Source organism: Micromonospora sp. DT227, assembly GCF_049841835.1.
In the GTDB taxonomy this organism is placed as follows: Bacteria; Actinomycetota; Actinomycetes; order Mycobacteriales; family Micromonosporaceae; genus Micromonospora.
Map to the genome: position 1 here is coordinate 108,872 of NZ_JBNCLA010000006.1, position 17,239 is coordinate 126,110.

Here is a 17,239-nt window from a genome sequence, read left to right on the forward strand (position 1 = left end):
ACGTGTGGAACACCGACATGGTGGGAGGCCAGCGAATGGCGCGGTCACCGAAGCAGCCCAACGAGAAACTGCGAGCGGCGATCAGGGAGTGCGAGTGGTCCTACGACGCCTGCGCCGCTGCGGTGCGTGCCGTCGCCCGTGAGGACGGTCAGCCTCTGTTCTCCTGCGACCGATCCCACGTCGGGCACTGGGTTGCCGGCGTGAAGCCCAGTGCCGGCAGTGCCCGATATCTAGCCGAGGCGATCTCCCGCCGGCTCGGTCGAGTGGTCCGGCCAACCTGTCTCGAACTGCTCAAGAGCGGTAGCCTTGAGTCCGAGGTGGGCGGCCTGGACTGGCGCGGACATGCGCCGGTCATCGATCTTCTCACGGTCGGGAGGGCCGACGTGGAGCGACGAGCGTTCGGGCGCACCGCGCTCTACTCATTGGCGGCGTTGGCCGTCCCCCTCGACTCCTGGCAGGAGATCGCGGACCGTGGGCGACGGGCGCAGGGCGGAGGCATCGCCGTGGGTCGCGGTGAGATCGACGCCGTACGGGACATGCTGACCGTGTTCAGCACGGCGGACGAGCGGTTCGGGGGAGGGCATGCGCGCCTCGCCGTGGTGCAATACCTCCTTTCCGACGTGGCTGACTATCTCCGCGGTGGCTTCTCCTCCGACGGCGACCGTCGGGCCATGTTCAGCGCTGCTGCCGAGTTGACCTACCTGGCCGGCTGGAAGGCTTTCGACACGTCACTTCACGGGCTCGCCCAGCGCTACTACGTGCAGTCGCTGCGCCTGGCGAATGAGGCGGACGATCGGGCGCTCGCCAGTTTCACCCTGCGGGCGATGGCACATCAGGCCGTCGACCTCGGCCACGCACAGGAAGCCCTGCAACTGGCCACCTCGTCCCTGGAATGGTCGAAGGGCCGGGCAACGCCGGCGGCAACGGCGCTCTTCACGATCCTCACCGCGCGAGGGCACGGCGCGACGGGCGACAAGGTCCGCACGTCAGCGGCGATCACCGCAGCCGAGGCATCGCTCGCGGCCGCCTCACCCGACGACGAGCCGGCATGGATCAGGACCAGCGGATTCACCGAGACATCCCTCGCCAGCCAGGCCGGCCAGGCCCTCCGGGATCTCGGCGATCTCCCGGCGGCCGAAGCCCAACTGAGCCGGTCGATCGCCACCCGGAACACCACGGCGTACCGGCGCACCCACGCACTCACCCTGGCCAACCTCGCCGACGTGCAGTGCGCCCGGGGTCGGCTACGGGAGGCGACCGAGAACTGGCAGCACACCCTGGACGCGGTGACCGGCGTCCGATCCGGTCGAGCCCGCACCGCCGTGACGAACATCCGAACCCGCCTCAGCAGCTTCGGGCCCCGCCTTCCCGCGTACGCGAGGAAGCTCGATCAGCGGGCTGCCGCGTTCCTCCGCGCCGAGGCCCCCGCCCACTGACGTACGGCGCTGCCGCGAGGCAGCCTGCACCGGGTCGATGCCCCTGACATCCGAGGGCCACCGGTTAAATGCACCCATGTCCGTCGATGCCCGAACCGGCCGTCCCCCGCTGGCGCGCACCGTCGCGACGGCGCAGGTGGCGCTGGTGGTCGCGTTCCTCGCCGCGCTCTGGCTGGGCCGGATGGGGTCGGCCGACGCGGGCCCGGCCGAGCTGCACCGGCGCGTACGACCCGAAGGATCTGGTGCCGTTCGGCATGCACGGTTGGAACCCGTTCATGTGGCTCTACGGCCTCACCGCGTTGCGCTATCTCGCCGGGTTGGCCAGCCCGCTGTTGGCCGGCTACGGCGTGGTGCTGCTGGCCCGGGACCGGCGGTCGCTGCCGCGCGGGCTGCGGGCGCTGCTGCTGGCCGGCGTGGTGGCCGGCGTCGTGCTGACCGTGCTGCGCTTCACGCCGGTCGGGGCGGACATGCAGGCGTGGTGGCTCGACTGAGCGGCGCCGGCGCGACGACAACTGCACCCGGAGCGGGCTCAGCGCGACGACGACCGCACCCGGAGCGAATCGCGCGTCGTCACAGCGTCTCGACGAGGCGGAAGCGCTCCAGCACGGCGGGCGTGTCGTCGTCGATCGTGAACGTGGGGTCGCCGAGCCACCCCCGGTAGTCGTCGCCGTGCCAGTAGTCCTCGTGGCCGGCGCGCCAGGCGGCGACCGACGTGTAGCCCTCGCCCTCGTCCCGCGCGTGGTCGAGGTCCACGTCGCCGATCCGGGCGACGCGGACCTCGACCAGCTCGATCACGGCCACCGGCCGGCCGGCGGAGTCGATCACCGCGAACCGACTGCCGACGGTCGGCAGCGGCTCGCCCTCGATCTCGTTGTCCTGGAGCAGCCCGGTGGTGCTGGTCTTGGTGCCGTTCAGCACGGCGGCGACCAGTTGGTCACGCAGCGGGCCGGGGAAGGCGAACTCGTACGGGGGCAGCTCGGCGGTCATGGCCCGCAGCGTAGCCGCGCCGCGGGTCGGCGGCGACGCGGTTTCGGCGCAGGCCCGACGGGGTCAGGTCGGGTCGGCCGGGAGCCGCCGGTCGAGCCAGTCGAGCAGCGCGGCCTCGTAGCGCGGGCTGACGGCGGCCAGCTCGTCGCGCCCGTCGAGGGTGGGCGCGTGGTCGCAACCGGGCAGCCGGGTCACGGTCAGGTCGGCGTCGCGGGCCGCCCGTCGCCACACCGCGATGCTCTCCTCGATCGGCACCCACCCGTCGGTCTCGCCGTAGCAGAGCAGCACCGGGCCGGTCAGCCGGGCGAACACCGGTGCCGGGTCGAAATCCATGTCGGTCCAGGTGCCCGGCCGCTCGGACAGTTCGCGGGGGAGGAACGCCAGCGGGAACCAGGGCCGCGACAGCGCGGCCGTCAGCGCCGCCTGCGCGGTCGGGCGCGGCACGTCGCCGCGTTGGAACCCCTCGGCGACCTCGCGCAACCGGGTCAGCTCGGCCACGTCGGCCGGCCCGTAGCCGTGCCGGCGTAGCTGCTCGGCGGTGCCGTAGCGCATCTGCACGGCCGGGCTGACCCCGCTGCACGAGACCAGGATCAGGAGGTCGACGGGGTGCGCGGCGGCGGTGACCCCCGCCGCCCAGGCCCCCTGGCTGAAGCCCCACAGCCCGACCGGCGCGGGGCCGACGTGCCGGCGCAGCACGGTCACCGCGGCGGCGGCGTCCTCGGCCTGGTCGGCGAGCGGCACGTCGCGGCCGTCGACGCGGGGGCGGCGGTCGTACCGCAGCACCGCGACGCCGGCCGGCGGCAGCAGCCGGGCGAGGTGCCGGTAGAGGAAGTGGGACCGCTGGTCGGCGTGCGAGCCGTGCAGCACCACCAACCCGCCCCGGACCGGGCCGGCCGGCAGGTCGAGCGTCGCCGGCCGGCCCGACGCGCCGATGGTCGTCTCCACGCCGGCAGTCAACCACGCCGCGCCGGTGCCGGCCGTCCCGTGCCGCCGGGTGCGTCGCGCATCCGCCTGCGTACGCTGGCGGGGTACGCCGCGCCGACCGTGGAGAGCACGATGACCAGCACCACGACCCGTACCGCAGGACCCGCCGACGTGCCCGCCCTGGTCGACCTGATCGAGTCGGCCTACCGGGGAGACCGGGCCCGGGCCGGGTGGACCCACGAGGCGGACCTGCTCGACGGCCAGCGCACCGACCCGGAGATGGTGGCCGCCGCGGTGACCGGCCCGGCCGGCGTGGTGCTGCTGGCGGAGCGGGACGGCGCGCCGGTCGCCTGCTGCCAGCTGGAGCGCCGGGACGACCACGCGTACTTCGGCATGTTCGCGGTCGCGCCCGGTCACCAGGGCGGCGGGTTGGGTCGGGAGCTGCTGGCCGAGGCCGAGCGGTACGCCCGGGAGCGCTGGCACGCCGGTGAGCTGCGGATGACCGTGATCGTGCAGCGCGACGACCTGATCGCCTGGTACGAGCGGCGCGGCTACACCCGTAGCGGCGAGTTGAGCCCGTTCCCCTACGGCGACGAGCGCTTCGGTGTGCCGCGTCGCCCGGACCTGGCGTTCGAGACGCTGCGCAAGAAGCTCGGCTGACTCAGCCCGGCGGCCGGTCCACGCGGGCGGCCAGCTTCCTCGGCGCCCGTAGGCAGTAGCTCTCGGTGAGCAGCTCGGCGACCTCGGTCCAGTCCGTCGTGTCGTCGAGCGTCATCCCGACCACGTCGGCGCCCCAGCCCGGCGCGAAGAACGGCGGACCGGCGGCGAGCAGCCCGGCGATCTCGTCGCCGGGCGCCCGGAACGTCAGCACGCAGAGCGGCTCCTCGGTCGCGGTGGCCCGCGCGACGGCGGCCGGGTGGTCGGGGCCGACGGTGTACGCGTGGGCGAACGTGCGGGTGCGGATCCGCCAGCGCAGGCCCACCCAGGCGGGCTCCTCGTGGGTCTCCGGCAAACCGAGGCAGACCGGTCGCAGGCGGTCGAGGTGGTCGGGTGGGACGTCTCCGGGGGCGGTCACGCGCGCAGGTTAACCACCCCCACCGACAACCCGGACGGCCGGCGCGGCGTCCTTGCCGCCGCCGGTGGGGCCGTCGATTGTCGTAGGCGGGGAGTAGAACACCGATGAGTCTCGACGCGATCCGTGGTCATAGCTGCTGCACCTGCGGACAAAGGATGAGGATATGAGCATAGTTCGAGTGCTTGTCGGCACGCGCAAGGGCGCGTTCCTGCTGACGTCGGACGAGCGGCGCCGCGACTGGACGGTCGACGGCCCGCACTTCGGCGGCTGGGAGATCTACCATCTGACCGGCTCCCCGGTCGCTCCGGACCGGCTCTACGCGTCCCAGTCCGGCGGCTGGTTCGGGCAGCTCATCCAGCGCTCGGACGACGGCGGCCGGAGCTGGGCCCCGGTCGGCAACGACTTCGCCTACGCCGGGGACGTCGGCGAGCACCTCTGGTATGACGGCACGCCCAGGCCGTGGGAGTTCAAGCGGATCTGGCATCTCGAACCGTCCCGTCACGACCCCGACACGGTGTACGCGGGCGCGGAGGACGCCGCGCTCTACGTCTCCACCGACGGCGGCGAGAAGTGGACCGAGCTGACCGCGCTGCGCCAGCACCCGAGCGGTCCCGGCTGGCAGCCCGGCGCGGGCGGGATGTGCCTGCACACGATCATCCTGGACCCGGTCCACCGGGACCGGATCTACGTGGCGATCTCGGCGGCGGGGGCGTTCCGCAGCGACGACGGCGGCGCGAGCTGGCTGCCGATCAACAAGGGGCTGCGGTCGGCGGAGATCCCCGACCAGGATTCGGAGACCGGCCACTGCGTGCACCGGCTGGCCCAGCATCCGTCCCGGCCCGACACCCTGTTCATGCAGAAGCACTGGGACGTGATGCGCACCGACGACGCCGGTGGGAGCTGGCGCGAGATCAGCGGCAACCTGCCGTCGGATTTCGGCTTCCCGATCGCGGTGCACGCGCACGAGCCCGAGACGATCTACGTGGTGCCGATCACCAGCGACTCGCTGCACTACCCGCCGGACGGCCGGCTTCGGGTCTACCGCAGCCGCACCGGCGGCGAGCACTGGGAGCCGCTGACCGAGGGCCTGCCGCAGTCGCACTGCTACGTCAACGTGCTGCGGGACGCGATGGCGGTCGACACGCTCGACGAGTGCGGGATCTACTTCGGCACCTCCGGCGGGCAGGTCTACCACTCGGCGGACGCCGGCGACAGTTGGGCGCCGATCGTGCGCGACCTGCCGCCGGTGCTCTCCGTCGAGGTGCAGGTGCTGCCGTGATCCGGGTCGTGCTGCCGGCCCACCTGAAGAACCTGGCGCACGTCAGCGGCGAGGTGCGCGTCGAGGTGGCCGGCCCGCCCACGCAGCGCGAGGTGCTCGACGCGCTGGAGGCCGCGTACCCGATGCTGCGGGGCACGATCCGCGACCGGCACAGCGGCGCGCGCCGCCCGTTCGTCCGCTTCTACGCCTGCGAACGGGACCTGTCCCACGAGCCGCCGGACGCGCCGCTGCCCGAGGAGGTGGTCGTCGGCAAGGAGCCGTTCATCGTGCTCGGCGCGATGGCCGGGGGCTGAGTCGCCGCGTCCGGGAACCGGGTCCGGGGCGGCCACGTCTGAGGGTCCATGACTGGTGGCAGATCCCGAACCGTCGGCTGGATGACGGTCGTCGCGCTGACCCTCGCCGGCTGCACCGCCGCACCGTCGGCCGCGCCGCCGCCCCGGGACCGGGGCGGGTCGGCCGGCGGGCTGCGGTTGGTCGCGTTCGACTCCTGCGAGCAGGCGTTGCGGCAGCTCCGGGCCGCGGCGCGGGCGGTGGTCGGGCCGTGGGGCGTCGGACCGGACGGGGACGTCGTGCCGCTTCCCGCCGCCGAGCGGGTCGACGGACCGGCCGCCGCGAAGGACGCGGCGAGCGCGCCCACGGCCGGCTTCTCCGGCACCACCTTGCACGAGGCCGGCGTGGACGAGCCGGACCTGGTCAAGACCGACGGCCGGCGGATCGTCACGGTGACCCGGGGCGTGCTGTCCGTGGTGGATCCGGTGAGCCGCCGGCTGACCGGCCGGCTGGCGATCGAACCGACGGTGGGGGAGCGGTTCGGCGGGGGTGACATCAGTCTGCTGCTGCACGGCGACCGGGCGCTGGTGCTGCTCCCGGCCCGGTGGGTGGTCAAGTCCGCCGCGCCGAAGGGGCGGCTCGGCCCGGACGGGCCGCAGTCCCGGCTGGTCCTGGTCGACCTCGCCGGGGCGCCGCGGATCCTCGGTGACTACCGGATCGACGGCAGCATGGTCGACGCGCGGCAGGTCGGGGCGAGCGCCCGGGTGGTGGTCCGCTCCACGCCCCGGCTGGCGTTCCCCGCGCCGGGCCGGGGCAGCGACGCGCAGCGCACGGCCGCCAACCGCGCCGTCGTCGACCGGGCCACGATCGACGACTGGCTGCCCCGGTACGAGGTCCGCGAGGGTGGCCGCACCGCCACCGGGCGGGTGGACTGCGACCGGGTGAGCCGGCCGGCCGGCTTCTCCGGCACCGCGATGGTGACCGTGCTCAGCTTCGATCTCGGCGCGTCCACGCTCGGCACCGGTGACCCGGTGACCGTCGCGGCCGACGGCGACACGGTCTACAGCAGCGGTCCTCGGCTCTATCTCACCAACGACCAGCGCCGGCGGTGGTCGGCGGCGTCGCCGGGCGGGGCGGACGGCGGCACCGAGATCTACCAGTTCGATCTGACGGGGCGCACCCCGCGTCACGTCGCGTCCGGCTCGGTGCCGGGCTGGCTGATCAACCAGTACGCGTTGTCCGAGTGGAACGGCCACCTGCGGGTGGCCACCACCACCGGGGACCGGTGGGGCCGCGGGGATCGTTCCACCTCCGGCGTCTACGTGCTGCGGACGGACAGCCCGACGCTCACCCGGGTCGGCCAGGTCACCGGGCTGGGTCGGGGCGAGCGGATCTTCGCGGTGCGGTTCCTCGGCCCCACCGGTTACGCGGTGACGTTCCGGCAGACCGACCCGCTGTACGCGGTGGACCTGCGGAACCCGGCCGCGCCCCGGGTGACCGGCGAGCTGAAGATCAACGGGTACTCGTCGTACCTGCATCCGGCCGGGGACGGCCGGTTGCTCGGGGTCGGGCAGGAGGCGACCGACCGGGGGCAGGTCCTGGGCACCCAGGTGTCGCTGTTCGACGTCGCCGACCCGGCCCGGCCGACCCGGCTCGCCCGGCACCACGTCGCGCAGGGCTGGTCCGACGCGGAGGCCGACCCGCACGCGTTCCTCTACTGGGCGCCGGAGCGCCTGGTGGTGCTGCCGGTGAACCGGCCGGGCGTGGTCACCGACCGGGCCGGCGGGGAGGCCCGCCGGGCCGCGCCGGCCACCGGGATGCTGGCGCTGCGGGTCGGCGACGACGGGTTCACGGTGGCCGGCACGATCGACCATCCGCCGTCGCTGGGCGACGGTGCGGAGTGGACGCCGGTCCGCCGGTCGCTGGTGGTCGACGGGGTGCTCTGGACCGTCTCCGACACCGGCCTGAAGGCGACCGCCCCGACCACCATGCGGACGGTGGCCTGGGTGCCGACGACCTGACCCGGCCGGCGGACCGGCGGCCCGCCGCGACCATGGATGTCTGTTAATGTCCTGATGATGAGGATCGTCGATGCTCGGGTCATCCTGACCTGCCCCGGCCGCAACTTCGTCACCCTCAAGGTGGTGACCGACGAGGGCGTCACCGGGGTCGGCGACGCTACCCTCAACGGTCGGGAGCTGGCCGTCGCGTCCTACCTGCGTGACCACGTGGTGCCGCTGCTGATCGGCCGCGACCCGGCCCGCATCGAGGACACCTGGCAGTACCTCTACCAGGGCGCGTACTGGCGACGCGGGCCGGTCACGATGAGCGCGATCGCGGCGGTGGACACCGCGCTCTGGGACATCAAGGGCAAGGTCGCCGGGCTGCCGGTCTACCAGTTGCTCGGCGGCCGGTCCCGCGACGGCGTCACCGTCTACGGCCACGCCAACGGCGAGAGCGTCGACGAGGTGCTGACCGAGGTGGCCCGCTACGTCGACCTCGGCTACCGCGCGGTACGCGTGCAGTGCGGTGTGCCCGGCCTGCCCCGCACCTACGGCGTCAGCTCCGACAAGATGTTCTACGAGCCGGCCGACGCCGCGCTGCCCAGCGAGACCACCTGGTCGACCGAGGCGTACCTCGCCCACGCGCCGGGCGTGTTCGCCCGGGTCCGTGACGAGTTCGGCCCCACCCTGCGGCTGCTGCACGACGTGCACCACCGGCTCACCCCGATCGAGGCGGCCCGGCTCGGCCGCAGCCTGGAGCCGTATGCGCTGACCTGGATGGAGGATCCGGTCCCGGCCGACCTGCCGGAGGGCTTCCGGCTCATCCGCCAGCACACCACCACCCCGATCGCCGTCGGTGAGGTCTTCAACAGCATCTGGGACGCCGCCCAGCTCATCCGGGAACAGCTCATCGACTACGTCCGCGCCACGGTGGTGCACGCCGGCGGGCTCACCCACCTGCGGCGCATCTTCGACCTCGCGGCGCTGCACCACGTCCGCAGCGGCTCGCACGGGGCCACCGACCTGTCGCCCGTCTGCATGGCCGCCGCGCTCCACCTCGACCTCGCCATCCCGAACTTCGGCCTCCAGGAGTACATGCGGCACACCGAGGCGACCGACGAGGTCTTCCCGCACGGCTACCACTTCGCCGACGGCTACCTGCACCCCGCCGAGACGCCCGGCCTCGGGGTGGACATCGACGAGGCGGCGGCGGCCCGGTTCCCGTACGCGCCGGCCTACCTGCCGGTGAACCGGCTGACCGACGGCACGGTGCACCCGTGGTGACCGCGCCGGCTCACCAGATGCGGCGACCGTACGCGTCCGGCACCCCGGACTTGCGGAAGAAGTAGGTGTTGATCTGGTCCCGCCACTGGATGGCGCTGCGGACCTGCTCGTCGAGGCGCTCGGCCACCCGTTCGTACACCGCCGGTTCGATCAGGCCGGCGAGCCGGCGCCACCGCTCGCGCATCGCCTCCACCTGCTCGACGCCGGCGAAGTGCGTGTCGTAGATGTGCTGGATCACCGTACGGCCGCTGTGCAGCACGTGGTCGTAGGGGACGTGGTGGAAGAAGAGCAGCAGCTCGTCCGGGCACCGCTCGCGTGACTCGTACACCTCCGACCAGGGTTCCGGGTACTGGCCGGTGAACCCGGTCCCGGTCGCCCGGGTGCGGTCCACCCCGACACCGTCCCGGTCGGCGAAGTGGTAGGTGCCCCAGGCGGTGTACTCGTAGCCGTCCACGTCGGGCCCGTAGTGGTGCCCGGGCCGCACCATGAAACCGACGCCCAGCGGCGCGGTGTACCGCTCGTAGCCGCGCCAGGAGTCGTCCATGATCTCGTGCAGCGTCCGCCGCAGCAGGTCCGGGTCGGGCGTCGTGGCCGGCGGCCACGTCAACCCGATCCACTCGTCGAGCACCGCGTCGGGCGCCAGGCGGGGGTCCCAGGCGAGCCGTCCCACGGCGTACAGGTTGGCCTGGGCCAGCGGATGTCCGGTCCAGAACGGGTCGTCCCCGGTGCTGGCCACCGCGGCCAGGCCGCCACCGCGCGCGCCGGCCACCACGTCGGCGACCGTGCCGGCGTCGCCCCGGGGCGCGAACCGCAGCACCTCGCTCCAGCAGGGGCCGAGCCAGCAGACGTGCCGCTGCTGGCCGGTGTACTCCTGCGTCACCTGCACCTCGACCGCCATCCGGGTGGCCGGCATGGCCAGCAGCAGCGGCGACACCGGCTCGCGGACCTGGAAGTCCACCGGGCCGAACTTCACCTGGACGATCACGTTGTCGGCGAAGCGCCCGTCCAGCGGGGTGAAGTGGTCGTACGCGGCCCGGGCCCGGTCCGTCGACCGGTCCCGCCAGTCCTGGTGGTGGTCGTAGACGAACGCCCGCCAGTGCACCACGCCGCCGTGCGGCGCGAGCGCGGCGGCCAGCAGGTTCGCCCCGTCGGCGTGGTCGCGCCCGTAGGTGAACGGGCCGGGCCGGCCCTCCGAGTCGGCCTTCACCAGGAAGCCGCCGAAGTCCGGGATGCGCGCGTACACCCGCTCGGCGGCGGCGGCCCACCAGGCCCGCACCCGGTCGTCGTGGGGGTCGGCGGTGGGCAGGCCGCCGAGCACCACCGGGGCGGCGAACGTGACCGCCAGGTGCACCCGCACGCCGTACGGGCGCAGCACGTCCGCGATCTCCGCCACGTCGCCCAGCCGGTCGGTCAGCAGCCGCGCCTCGGTGTCGTGCACGTTGACGTTGTTCACCGCGATCGCGTTGATCCCGGCGGCGGCGAGCAGCCGCCCGTAGTCCCGGATCCGGGCCGTGTCCCGCCGCGCCGCGCCGTCGCGCCAGAAGATCGAGCCGCCGGCGTAGCCGCGCTCGACCTGACCCGACACCGGGTGCACGGCCACGTTGTCCCAGTGGTCGAGCATCCGGCGGGACAGCGCCGGGACGTTCCGCCGCGCCGGCCGGTCGACGTCGAACGCCGCCGCGCCCAGCCGGACCACGTGGAACAGCCCGTACAGCAGGCCGGCCGGCGCGTCGGCCAGCACCACCGTCACGCCCGCCGACCGGGCGGTCAGGAACCCCTCGTCACCGAGCGCGCCGTCGCCCCGGCCGTTCACCGCCGGCGTGGCGGCGAGGCGGACCGCCTCCGCGGTCGCGTTCGCCAGCGGACCGGCGTCGCGCAGCGCGAGCACCAGGTCGGCGTCGACGTCCCAGGACGGGGAGCGCCACACCCGGCCGCCGTACCGGGCGCAGGCCCGCGTCACCTCGTCCAGCACGGTGTCCACCAGCGGGCCGGAACCGTGCACCAGGACGCCCCGGGTGCCGAGCGCCCGGAACGCCTCCGGCGGCAGCCAGGCGGCGTGCCAGGTGGTGGTGTCCACCGGCCGCGGCTCCGCGCCGCTCGCCGGGTCGTCCGTGGCAGCGGTACTCATGCGGTGAACTCCCTACGGATCACGTCGATCATCGGGTCGCCGATCCGGAGCAGCGCCAGCACGCCGACCGCGCCCAGGAGCGCGAGCACCGCCTCGGAGAAGACGGCGGTGACGCCGGCGGCGGCGCCCAGCAGGACGATGTTGCCGACCGTGACGCCGGGCGTGCGGACCAGGAAGTACCCGGCCAGCCGGACCACGTCGCGGGTGCGGAACGCGAACAGCGAGACGATCACCAGGGCGTTGGTCCCGACCAGCGCGACGCCCGCCCCGACCAGCGCCAGCGGCACCGCCCACCAGGCCGGCACGGCCGCGGCCGGCAGGTGGGCCAGGTTCACCGCGATGAGCGTCAACCACGCCAGCGTCGGCACCCAGACCCGCAGCACGCCCGGCAGGTTGGCCCGGTAGGCGCGCCGGAACGCGGCGGCGGGCCGCAGGTCGGTCAGGTCCCGGCGCTGGTGACGCAGGGCGTGCAGCGCGGCGGAGACGGCCGGCCCGACCGGCAGCAGGCAGACCGCGACCAGCGGCAGGTTGCTGGCGTCCCGGTCGAGCAGCACCAGCGCGACCAGCCCCGGCACGGTGGTGAGCAGGAGCAGCAGCTCCACGACGAGCAGGATGTGCACGGTCGCGGCGGCCCGCGACAGCGGCCCGTCGCCGAACTCCCGCCGGCCGGGCCCGCTCACCACGGCTCCGCCCCGGTCGGGGCCGGCTCACCGGTCGGGTCGAACAGCCGCCCGTCGTCCCACGGCGGCGTCTCGTCCACCACCGGCGTCAGCTCGACGAGCGTCACCTCGTGCCGGGCGAGCGTGAGGTCGACGTCGGCCCGCCCGGCGGCGACCGGCAGGGCCCGGTGGCTGCGGGCCGGCTCGGCGGCCTCCCGCAGGGCGTCGAGCTGCCGGGGGTGGGGCGAGCGCGGGCTGCCCATCTCCCGCCAGGCCGCCCGGACGTTGCCGGCCTCCTCGCTCACCGACGAGCGGAGCTGGAACGCCGAGGTGGTGCCCGGCGGACCGAGCGGGACCGACAGCGCCAGGGTGTGCCGCGCCGGTGCCGGCGTCCGGCCGGTGACGTCGACCGGCGCCCAGGCCAGCACCGCGACCCGACCGTCCGGGTGCCGGGTGACCAGGTGGTCCGGCCCGCGGGCGAGCACCTCGCCGCCGAGCCGCGCCATGAACGCGTACAGGTGGTAGGTGGGTTTCTTGAGCTGCCGGTGGGCGAGCAGGCCGAAACCGCCGTGCAACGGCGCGGTCGGCACGCCCACCTCCTCGAACACGTCGCTGAACGTCCAGTACGAGAACGAGTCGACCAGGTCCCCGCCGCCGGCCAGCACCGGCGCGAGATAGGCGGCGTGGAACGCGGTGTCGTGGATCGGGTTGTCCGGCCGGTAGGAGGAGTTGAACTCGGTGATGTGCACCGGCCGGTCCGCCAGCGCGGTGCCGGCCAGGTGGCGGCGCGGCGCGGCGAACTGCTCCAGCAGCTCCGCCGCCGGGGCCAGGGTCTGGTGGGTGCCGAACGGCACGTGCCGGGCCGGGCCGGAGGTGTACGCGTGGCGGCTGACGAAGTCGACGGGCACGTCGCGGGCGGCGACGAACTCGGCGAACGGCGCCAGCCACTCGTCCGCGCCGGGGGAGATGGCCGGGCCGCCGACCTGGAGCGAGGCGTCGACGTCCTTGACCGCGTGCGCCGACACCTCGTACAGGCGGTGGTAGGCGGCCTGGTCGGCGTCCCGCCAGAAGTCGGGCAGGTTGGGTTCGTTCCACACCTCGATGGGCCAGCCGCGCACCTCGGCCAGGCCGTACCTGTCGACCAGGTGGGCCACCGTGGCGCGGACCAGGTCGCCCCACTCCGGATAGGAGCGGGGCGGCGTGACGTTGCCCCGCCACCAGAACACGGTCTGGTCCCCGGAAGCGAGCGCCGACGGCATGAAACCCAGCTCCACGAAGGGCCGGACGCCCCGCTCCAGGTAGGCGTCGACGACCTGGTCGACGTACGTGAACGCGTGCCGCACCCGGCGCTCGCCCCGGTACTCGTACGGCTGGTGCACGCCGACGCCGTCACTGAACAGCCCGTGCCCGCGGATGTGCCGGAACCCGATGTCGCGCTGCACGAGCGCCAGCGAGTCCTGGTGGTCCCGGCGCAGCGCCAGGTCGAACCGCCCGGTGCCCACGCAGGTGCGCCAGGCGTCGGTCAGCCGGCCGACGGGCCGGTCGGGGACGGTGCGGCGCATCGCCGGTCACCCGTGGTTCTTGCGGTACCGCTCGTACGCCTTGTTGACCAGATCGGTGTACGCCTGCGCGTTCTTGCCCTTCAGTTCGGTGACGTAGGCGTCCCATTCGCTCAACGGGCGCTGGCCCAGCGCGAACCGGAGCGTGTTCTGGGTGACGTAGTCCTTCAGCGCCGTCGCCCAGAGCGTGGTCTGCTCGCGCTCCTCGTCGGTCAGCGGCGCGGGCGGCGGCGTCACCCAGGGCGCCGGCTTGCGGCCGTTCATCTCCCGCTGGAACTCCATCTCCTCGGGGGAGAAGAACGACTGCACCAGGTCCAGCTTGCCGCCGTACGCGAAGACGCCGTTGGCGAAGCCGAAGTCCTTCTGGAGGTGCTTGGTGCCCTTGGGGTTGAGCCCGACGATGTCGACGTCGGGGGTGGGGGCGCGCCGGCCCGAGGCGTCCCGGGTGTAGGTGGTGCCCTCGACACCCCACTTGGCGAACTCCTGGCCGGCGTCGGAATACCAGAGCCAGTCGATGAACTGCATCATGGCCACGAAGTTCTTGCCCTCGCGGGCCTTGCTGGAGATCATCACGCCGTTCTCCAGCCGGCTCGCCGGGTTGACCGGGCCGGCCGGGCCGATCGGGAACATGATCTTCTTCAGTCGGGCGTTCGGGTTGATCTTCGCGATGTCCGGGCGGTAGTCGTTGACCAGGGTCTGCGCGTTCGTGCTGATCACGAAGGACTTCCCGCTGGCGAGCTTCTGGCGGGCCTGGTCGTCGGTCTGGGTGAACGTCTCCGGGTCGAGCAGCCCCTCGGCGACCAGCTTGTGCAGGAACGTCACCACCTGCCGGTACTGCTCCGACGCGCCGGTGAAGACGTACTTCCCGGCGCCGGCGTCCCAGGCGGTGGCCTGGTAGTTCCAGCCGGCGCCCGGCAGCCCGTGCGACAGGGCGAGCATGTTCAGCAGGTTGCCGGCGGGGTTGGGCTTGCCGAACCGGTCGGAGAACGGATGGACGTCCGGGTGGGCCGCCTTCATCGCCTTGAGCATGGTGTACACCTCGTCCCAGGTGGTCGGCGACGGGATGCCCAGTTGCTCCAGGATGTCGGTGCGGACCGCGAGCGTGTACTCCTGCCAGGGCTTCTCGTGCAGGCCGGGCAGCAGGTAGAACTTGCCGTCCTCCTGCCGGAGCGTGTCCATCTCCGGCTTGAGGTTCCACTTCTCCAGCTTCTCCGCGAAGTGCGGCATCAGGTCGAGGTAGTCGCTGACCGGCAGGATGGCGCCGGAGGAGACGTACGAGTTCTCCTGCGGGTGGTAGGTCTTCGGGATGATCAGCGGCGCGTCCCCGGAGGAGACGAGCACGCTGCGCTTCTGCTCGTAGTCACTGAGCGGCACGGCGACCGGGTCGAGCTTGACGTTGGTCCGCTTCGCCAGCTCCGACCAGAACAGCCACTCCGGCTTGAGCGGGTAGTTCGGGTGGTTGTTGTAGAGGATCGAGTACGTGACCGGCTCGGTGGCCCGGAACTGGTCGCCGACGCCGTACTTCTCCATCGCGCCGGTCCGGTTGCGGTCGAGGTCCTTCTTGTCAAGGCCGTCGTCACCGCATCCGGTGAGCGAGACGACGGTGGCCGCGCCGGTGGCGAGCAGCACCTGGCGGCGGGACAGCTGGACCATGGGTGTTCCCTTCGGTTGGCGGCACCGCTATCCCTTGACGGCGCCGAGCATGATTCCGGAGACGAAGTAGCGCTGGATGAAGGGGTAGACCGCGAGGATCGGCAGGACCGTCAGCACGATGGTCACGGACTGGATGGTCGCGGCGGCCTGCACGATGTCGTCGCCGCTGCCGAGCCCGCCGCCGGCCTGCGTGGCGTCGCTCGCGCCCACGATGAGGTTGCGCAGGTAGACCGTCACCGGGAGCAGGTCCTGCCGGTCCATGTAGAGGAACGCGGCGAACCACGAGTTCCAGAACGACACCGCGTAGAACAGCACCATCGTGGCCACCATCGCCTTGGACAGCGGCAGGACGATCCGCAGCAGCGTCCCGTACGTGCCCAGCCCGTCGACCGCGGCGGCCTCCTCCAGCTCGACCGGCAGGCTCTCGAAGAACGCCTTCATCACCAGCAGGTTGAACACGTTGATGGCGTTGGGCAGCGCGACGGCCCACACGGTGTTCTTCAGGCCGAGGCTGGTGACCAGCACGTAGTTGGGGATCAGGCCGCCGGTGAAGAACATGGTGAACACGGCGATCCCGACCAGCGCGGTCCGGCCCCGCAGGTGCTTCTTCGACAACACGTACGCGTAGCAGGTGGTCAGCACGACGGAGATGAGCGTGGCGACCACCGTGTAGACGACGGTGTTGCGGTAGCTGATCCAGAACGCCGGATCGGACGTCACCACCCGGTACGCGGTGAGGTTGAACCCGCGCGGAACGAGGTTGACCTGCCCGCTGACGATGGCGGCGTTGTCGCTGAGCGAGCGCGCCACGATGGTGAGGAACGGGTACACCGTCACCACCACCACGGCGGTGAGGACGACGGCGTTGACCGCCTGGAAGACGCGGTAGCCCCGGGTGGGGCGGGGGCTCACCACAGGCTCGTCCCCACCGCGCGCCGGGAGATCCCGTTCGCGGACAGCACCAGCGTCAAGCCGATCACGGCCTCGAACAGGCCGATCGCGGCGGCGTAGCTGAGGTTCCCGGAGACGATGCCCACCCGGTACAGATAGGTGGAGATGACGTCCGCGGTCGGGTAGGTGAGCGGGTTGTAGAGCAGCAGGATCTTCTCGAAGCCGACCGCCATGAACGTGCCGATGTTCAGGATCAGCAACGTCATCATGGTCGGTCGGATCCCGGGCAGCGTGACGTGCCAGGTCTGTCGCCACCGGTTGGCGCCGTCGATCCGGGCCGCCTCGTAGAGGTCGCCGTCGATCGTGGTGAGCGCCGCGAGGTAGAGGATGGTGCCCCAGCCGACGGTCTGCCAGACCTCGGAGGAGACGTAGATCGACCGGAACCAGCCGGGCTCCTGGATGAACGGGACCGGTTGCCCACCGAACGCGCCGACCACCTGGTTGACCGTGCCGTCCACGGACAGCAACTGCATGACCATCGCGGCCACGATCACGATCGACAGGAAGTGGGGCAGGTAGGACACCGACTGCACGAACCGCCTGAGGAACCGGCTGCGCACCTCGTTGAGCAGCAGCGCGAGCACGATCGGCAGCGGGAAGCAGAACAGCAGCGTCAGCGCGCCCAGCACCAGCGTGTTGGTGAAGACGTCCCAGAACGTGGGGTCGGTGAAGAACAGCCGGAAGTAACGCAGGCCGGTCCAGTACTCGCCGAACACGCTGCCGCCGGGCCGGAAGCGCCGGAACGCGATCACGTTGCCCAGCATCGGCAGGTAGCGGAAGACCAGGAAGAACAGCAGCGGCAGGACGGCCAGCGAGTAGAGCTGCCAGTCCCGCCGCAGCGCCCGCCGCCAGGGCCGGCGGCCGGCGCGGCGCCGGCGGTCCGGCCGCGGCGCGGGCGCGGGCCCCGTCGGGGCGGACCGCGCATCCGAGCGTACGGATGTCATTCGCGCCCTCCCACCGTGGCCGAAAATTCCGGTAATGGCCCGTAAGCTTTCCGGAAATTTATGGCCATCGCTTGATCCATGTCAAGG

16 protein-coding genes are annotated in these 17,239 nt (G+C 72.6%); 7 read left to right on the forward strand and 9 right to left on the reverse strand.

Annotated elements, in window-relative coordinates:
• The first annotated feature begins 2 nt into the window (after positions 1-2).
• Entirely contained in the window at positions 3-1,436 is a 1,434-nt protein-coding gene (locus ACLQ2W_RS21170) for a Tat pathway signal protein (RefSeq protein WP_425787902.1), read from the forward strand.
• A gap of 242 nt (positions 1,437-1,678) precedes the next feature.
• Complete coding sequence (locus tag ACLQ2W_RS21175) at positions 1,679-1,927, forward strand: hypothetical protein (RefSeq protein ID WP_425787904.1); 249 nt, start codon at positions 1,679-1,681, stop codon at positions 1,925-1,927.
• A gap of 79 nt (positions 1,928-2,006) precedes the next feature.
• Here ACLQ2W_RS21175 and ACLQ2W_RS21180 read toward each other — a convergent pair whose 3' ends face one another.
• Together ACLQ2W_RS21180 and ACLQ2W_RS21185 are read right to left on the reverse strand one after the other, a co-directional pair.
• Positions 2,007-2,423 carry an ASCH domain-containing protein gene (locus tag ACLQ2W_RS21180; RefSeq protein ID WP_425787906.1) on the reverse strand — a complete coding sequence of 139 codons (417 nt, stop codon included), beginning with the start codon at positions 2,421-2,423 and terminating at the stop codon, positions 2,007-2,009.
• Between the two features lie 63 nt (positions 2,424-2,486).
• The gene (locus ACLQ2W_RS21185; protein WP_425787908.1) at positions 2,487-3,368 is read right to left on the reverse strand and encodes an alpha/beta hydrolase family protein; all 882 of its coding nucleotides are present in this window, start codon (positions 3,366-3,368) and stop codon (positions 2,487-2,489) included.
• A 111-nt stretch (positions 3,369-3,479) separates the two neighbouring features.
• Here ACLQ2W_RS21185 and ACLQ2W_RS21190 point away from each other — a divergent pair, with 111 nt between their 5' ends.
• A complete protein-coding gene (locus tag ACLQ2W_RS21190; RefSeq protein WP_425787910.1) occupies positions 3,480-4,007 on the forward strand; it encodes a GNAT family N-acetyltransferase in 528 nt (175 codons plus the stop codon).
• Position 4,008: 1 nt separating this feature from the next.
• On the opposite strand, the gene ACLQ2W_RS21195 is transcribed toward ACLQ2W_RS21190, so the two are convergent.
• Positions 4,009-4,422 carry an MmcQ/YjbR family DNA-binding protein gene (locus ACLQ2W_RS21195; protein WP_425787912.1) on the reverse strand — a complete coding sequence of 138 codons (414 nt, stop codon included), beginning with the start codon at positions 4,420-4,422 and terminating at the stop codon, positions 4,009-4,011.
• A gap of 163 nt (positions 4,423-4,585) precedes the next feature.
• On the opposite strand from ACLQ2W_RS21195, the gene ACLQ2W_RS21200 reads away from it, so the two are divergent.
• The 4 genes from ACLQ2W_RS21200 to manD all read left to right on the forward strand — a co-directional run bounded on the left by ACLQ2W_RS21200 (position 4,586) and on the right by manD (position 9,258).
• Complete coding sequence (locus ACLQ2W_RS21200; RefSeq protein ID WP_425787914.1) at positions 4,586-5,701, forward strand: WD40/YVTN/BNR-like repeat-containing protein; 1,116 nt, start codon at positions 4,586-4,588, stop codon at positions 5,699-5,701.
• Positions 5,698-5,994: a MoaD/ThiS family protein gene (locus tag ACLQ2W_RS21205; protein WP_405089316.1), complete on the forward strand. Its 297-nt coding sequence runs from the start codon at positions 5,698-5,700 to the stop codon at positions 5,992-5,994. Before ACLQ2W_RS21200 ends, ACLQ2W_RS21205 begins: the two co-directional genes overlap by 4 nt.
• A gap of 81 nt (positions 5,995-6,075) precedes the next feature.
• Positions 6,076-7,992 carry a beta-propeller domain-containing protein gene (locus ACLQ2W_RS21210; RefSeq protein ID WP_425787916.1) on the forward strand — a complete coding sequence of 639 codons (1,917 nt, stop codon included), beginning with the start codon at positions 6,076-6,078 and terminating at the stop codon, positions 7,990-7,992.
• Between the two features lie 57 nt (positions 7,993-8,049).
• On the forward strand, positions 8,050-9,258 hold the full coding sequence (manD, locus tag ACLQ2W_RS21215) for a D-mannonate dehydratase ManD (protein WP_425787918.1): 1,209 nt from the start codon (positions 8,050-8,052) through the stop codon (positions 9,256-9,258).
• A 10-nt stretch (positions 9,259-9,268) separates the two neighbouring features.
• On the opposite strand, the gene ACLQ2W_RS21220 is transcribed toward manD, so the two are convergent.
• From ACLQ2W_RS21220 to ACLQ2W_RS21245, 6 genes are read right to left on the reverse strand one after another with little or no spacing between them, the layout of a single operon-like run.
• Positions 9,269-11,386 carry an alpha-glucuronidase gene (locus ACLQ2W_RS21220; RefSeq protein ID WP_425787920.1) on the reverse strand — a complete coding sequence of 706 codons (2,118 nt, stop codon included), beginning with the start codon at positions 11,384-11,386 and terminating at the stop codon, positions 9,269-9,271.
• Positions 11,383-12,066: a hypothetical protein gene (locus tag ACLQ2W_RS21225; RefSeq protein ID WP_425787922.1), complete on the reverse strand. Its 684-nt coding sequence runs from the start codon at positions 12,064-12,066 to the stop codon at positions 11,383-11,385. Before ACLQ2W_RS21225 ends, ACLQ2W_RS21220 begins: the two co-directional genes overlap by 4 nt.
• Complete coding sequence (locus ACLQ2W_RS21230) at positions 12,063-13,607, reverse strand: GH39 family glycosyl hydrolase (RefSeq protein ID WP_425787924.1); 1,545 nt, start codon at positions 13,605-13,607, stop codon at positions 12,063-12,065. Before ACLQ2W_RS21230 ends, ACLQ2W_RS21225 begins: the two co-directional genes overlap by 4 nt.
• A gap of 6 nt (positions 13,608-13,613) precedes the next feature.
• Positions 13,614-15,257 carry an extracellular solute-binding protein gene (locus tag ACLQ2W_RS21235; protein ID WP_425787926.1) on the reverse strand — a complete coding sequence of 548 codons (1,644 nt, stop codon included), beginning with the start codon at positions 15,255-15,257 and terminating at the stop codon, positions 13,614-13,616.
• Positions 15,258-15,284: 27 nt separating this feature from the next.
• Positions 15,285-16,169: a carbohydrate ABC transporter permease gene (locus ACLQ2W_RS21240; protein ID WP_425787928.1), complete on the reverse strand. Its 885-nt coding sequence runs from the start codon at positions 16,167-16,169 to the stop codon at positions 15,285-15,287.
• Positions 16,166-17,152, reverse strand: coding sequence for an ABC transporter permease (locus ACLQ2W_RS21245; RefSeq protein ID WP_425787930.1), 987 nt, complete (start codon positions 17,150-17,152; stop codon positions 16,166-16,168). The genes ACLQ2W_RS21240 and ACLQ2W_RS21245 overlap by 4 nt, the downstream gene beginning before the upstream one ends.
• Positions 17,153-17,239: the final 87 nt, after the last annotated feature.

Coding starts and splice junctions, on each gene's coding strand:
- ACLQ2W_RS21235 (WP_425787926.1), bottom strand. CDS start 15,257: ATGGTCCAGCTGTCCCGCCGCCAGGTGCTGCTCGCCACCGGCGCGGCC.
- ACLQ2W_RS21180 (WP_425787906.1), bottom strand. CDS start 2,423: ATGACCGCCGAGCTGCCCCCGTACGAGTTCGCCTTCCCCGGCCCGCTG.
- ACLQ2W_RS21245 (WP_425787930.1), bottom strand. CDS start 17,152: ATGACATCCGTACGCTCGGATGCGCGGTCCGCCCCGACGGGGCCCGCG.
- ACLQ2W_RS21190 (WP_425787910.1), top strand. CDS start 3,480: ATGACCAGCACCACGACCCGTACCGCAGGACCCGCCGACGTGCCCGCC.
- ACLQ2W_RS21200 (WP_425787914.1), top strand. CDS start 4,586: ATGAGCATAGTTCGAGTGCTTGTCGGCACGCGCAAGGGCGCGTTCCTG.
- ACLQ2W_RS21230 (WP_425787924.1), bottom strand. CDS start 13,607: ATGCGCCGCACCGTCCCCGACCGGCCCGTCGGCCGGCTGACCGACGCC.
- ACLQ2W_RS21210 (WP_425787916.1), top strand. CDS start 6,076: ATGACGGTCGTCGCGCTGACCCTCGCCGGCTGCACCGCCGCACCGTCG.
- manD (WP_425787918.1), top strand. CDS start 8,050: ATGAGGATCGTCGATGCTCGGGTCATCCTGACCTGCCCCGGCCGCAAC.
- ACLQ2W_RS21220 (WP_425787920.1), bottom strand. CDS start 11,386: ATGAGTACCGCTGCCACGGACGACCCGGCGAGCGGCGCGGAGCCGCGG.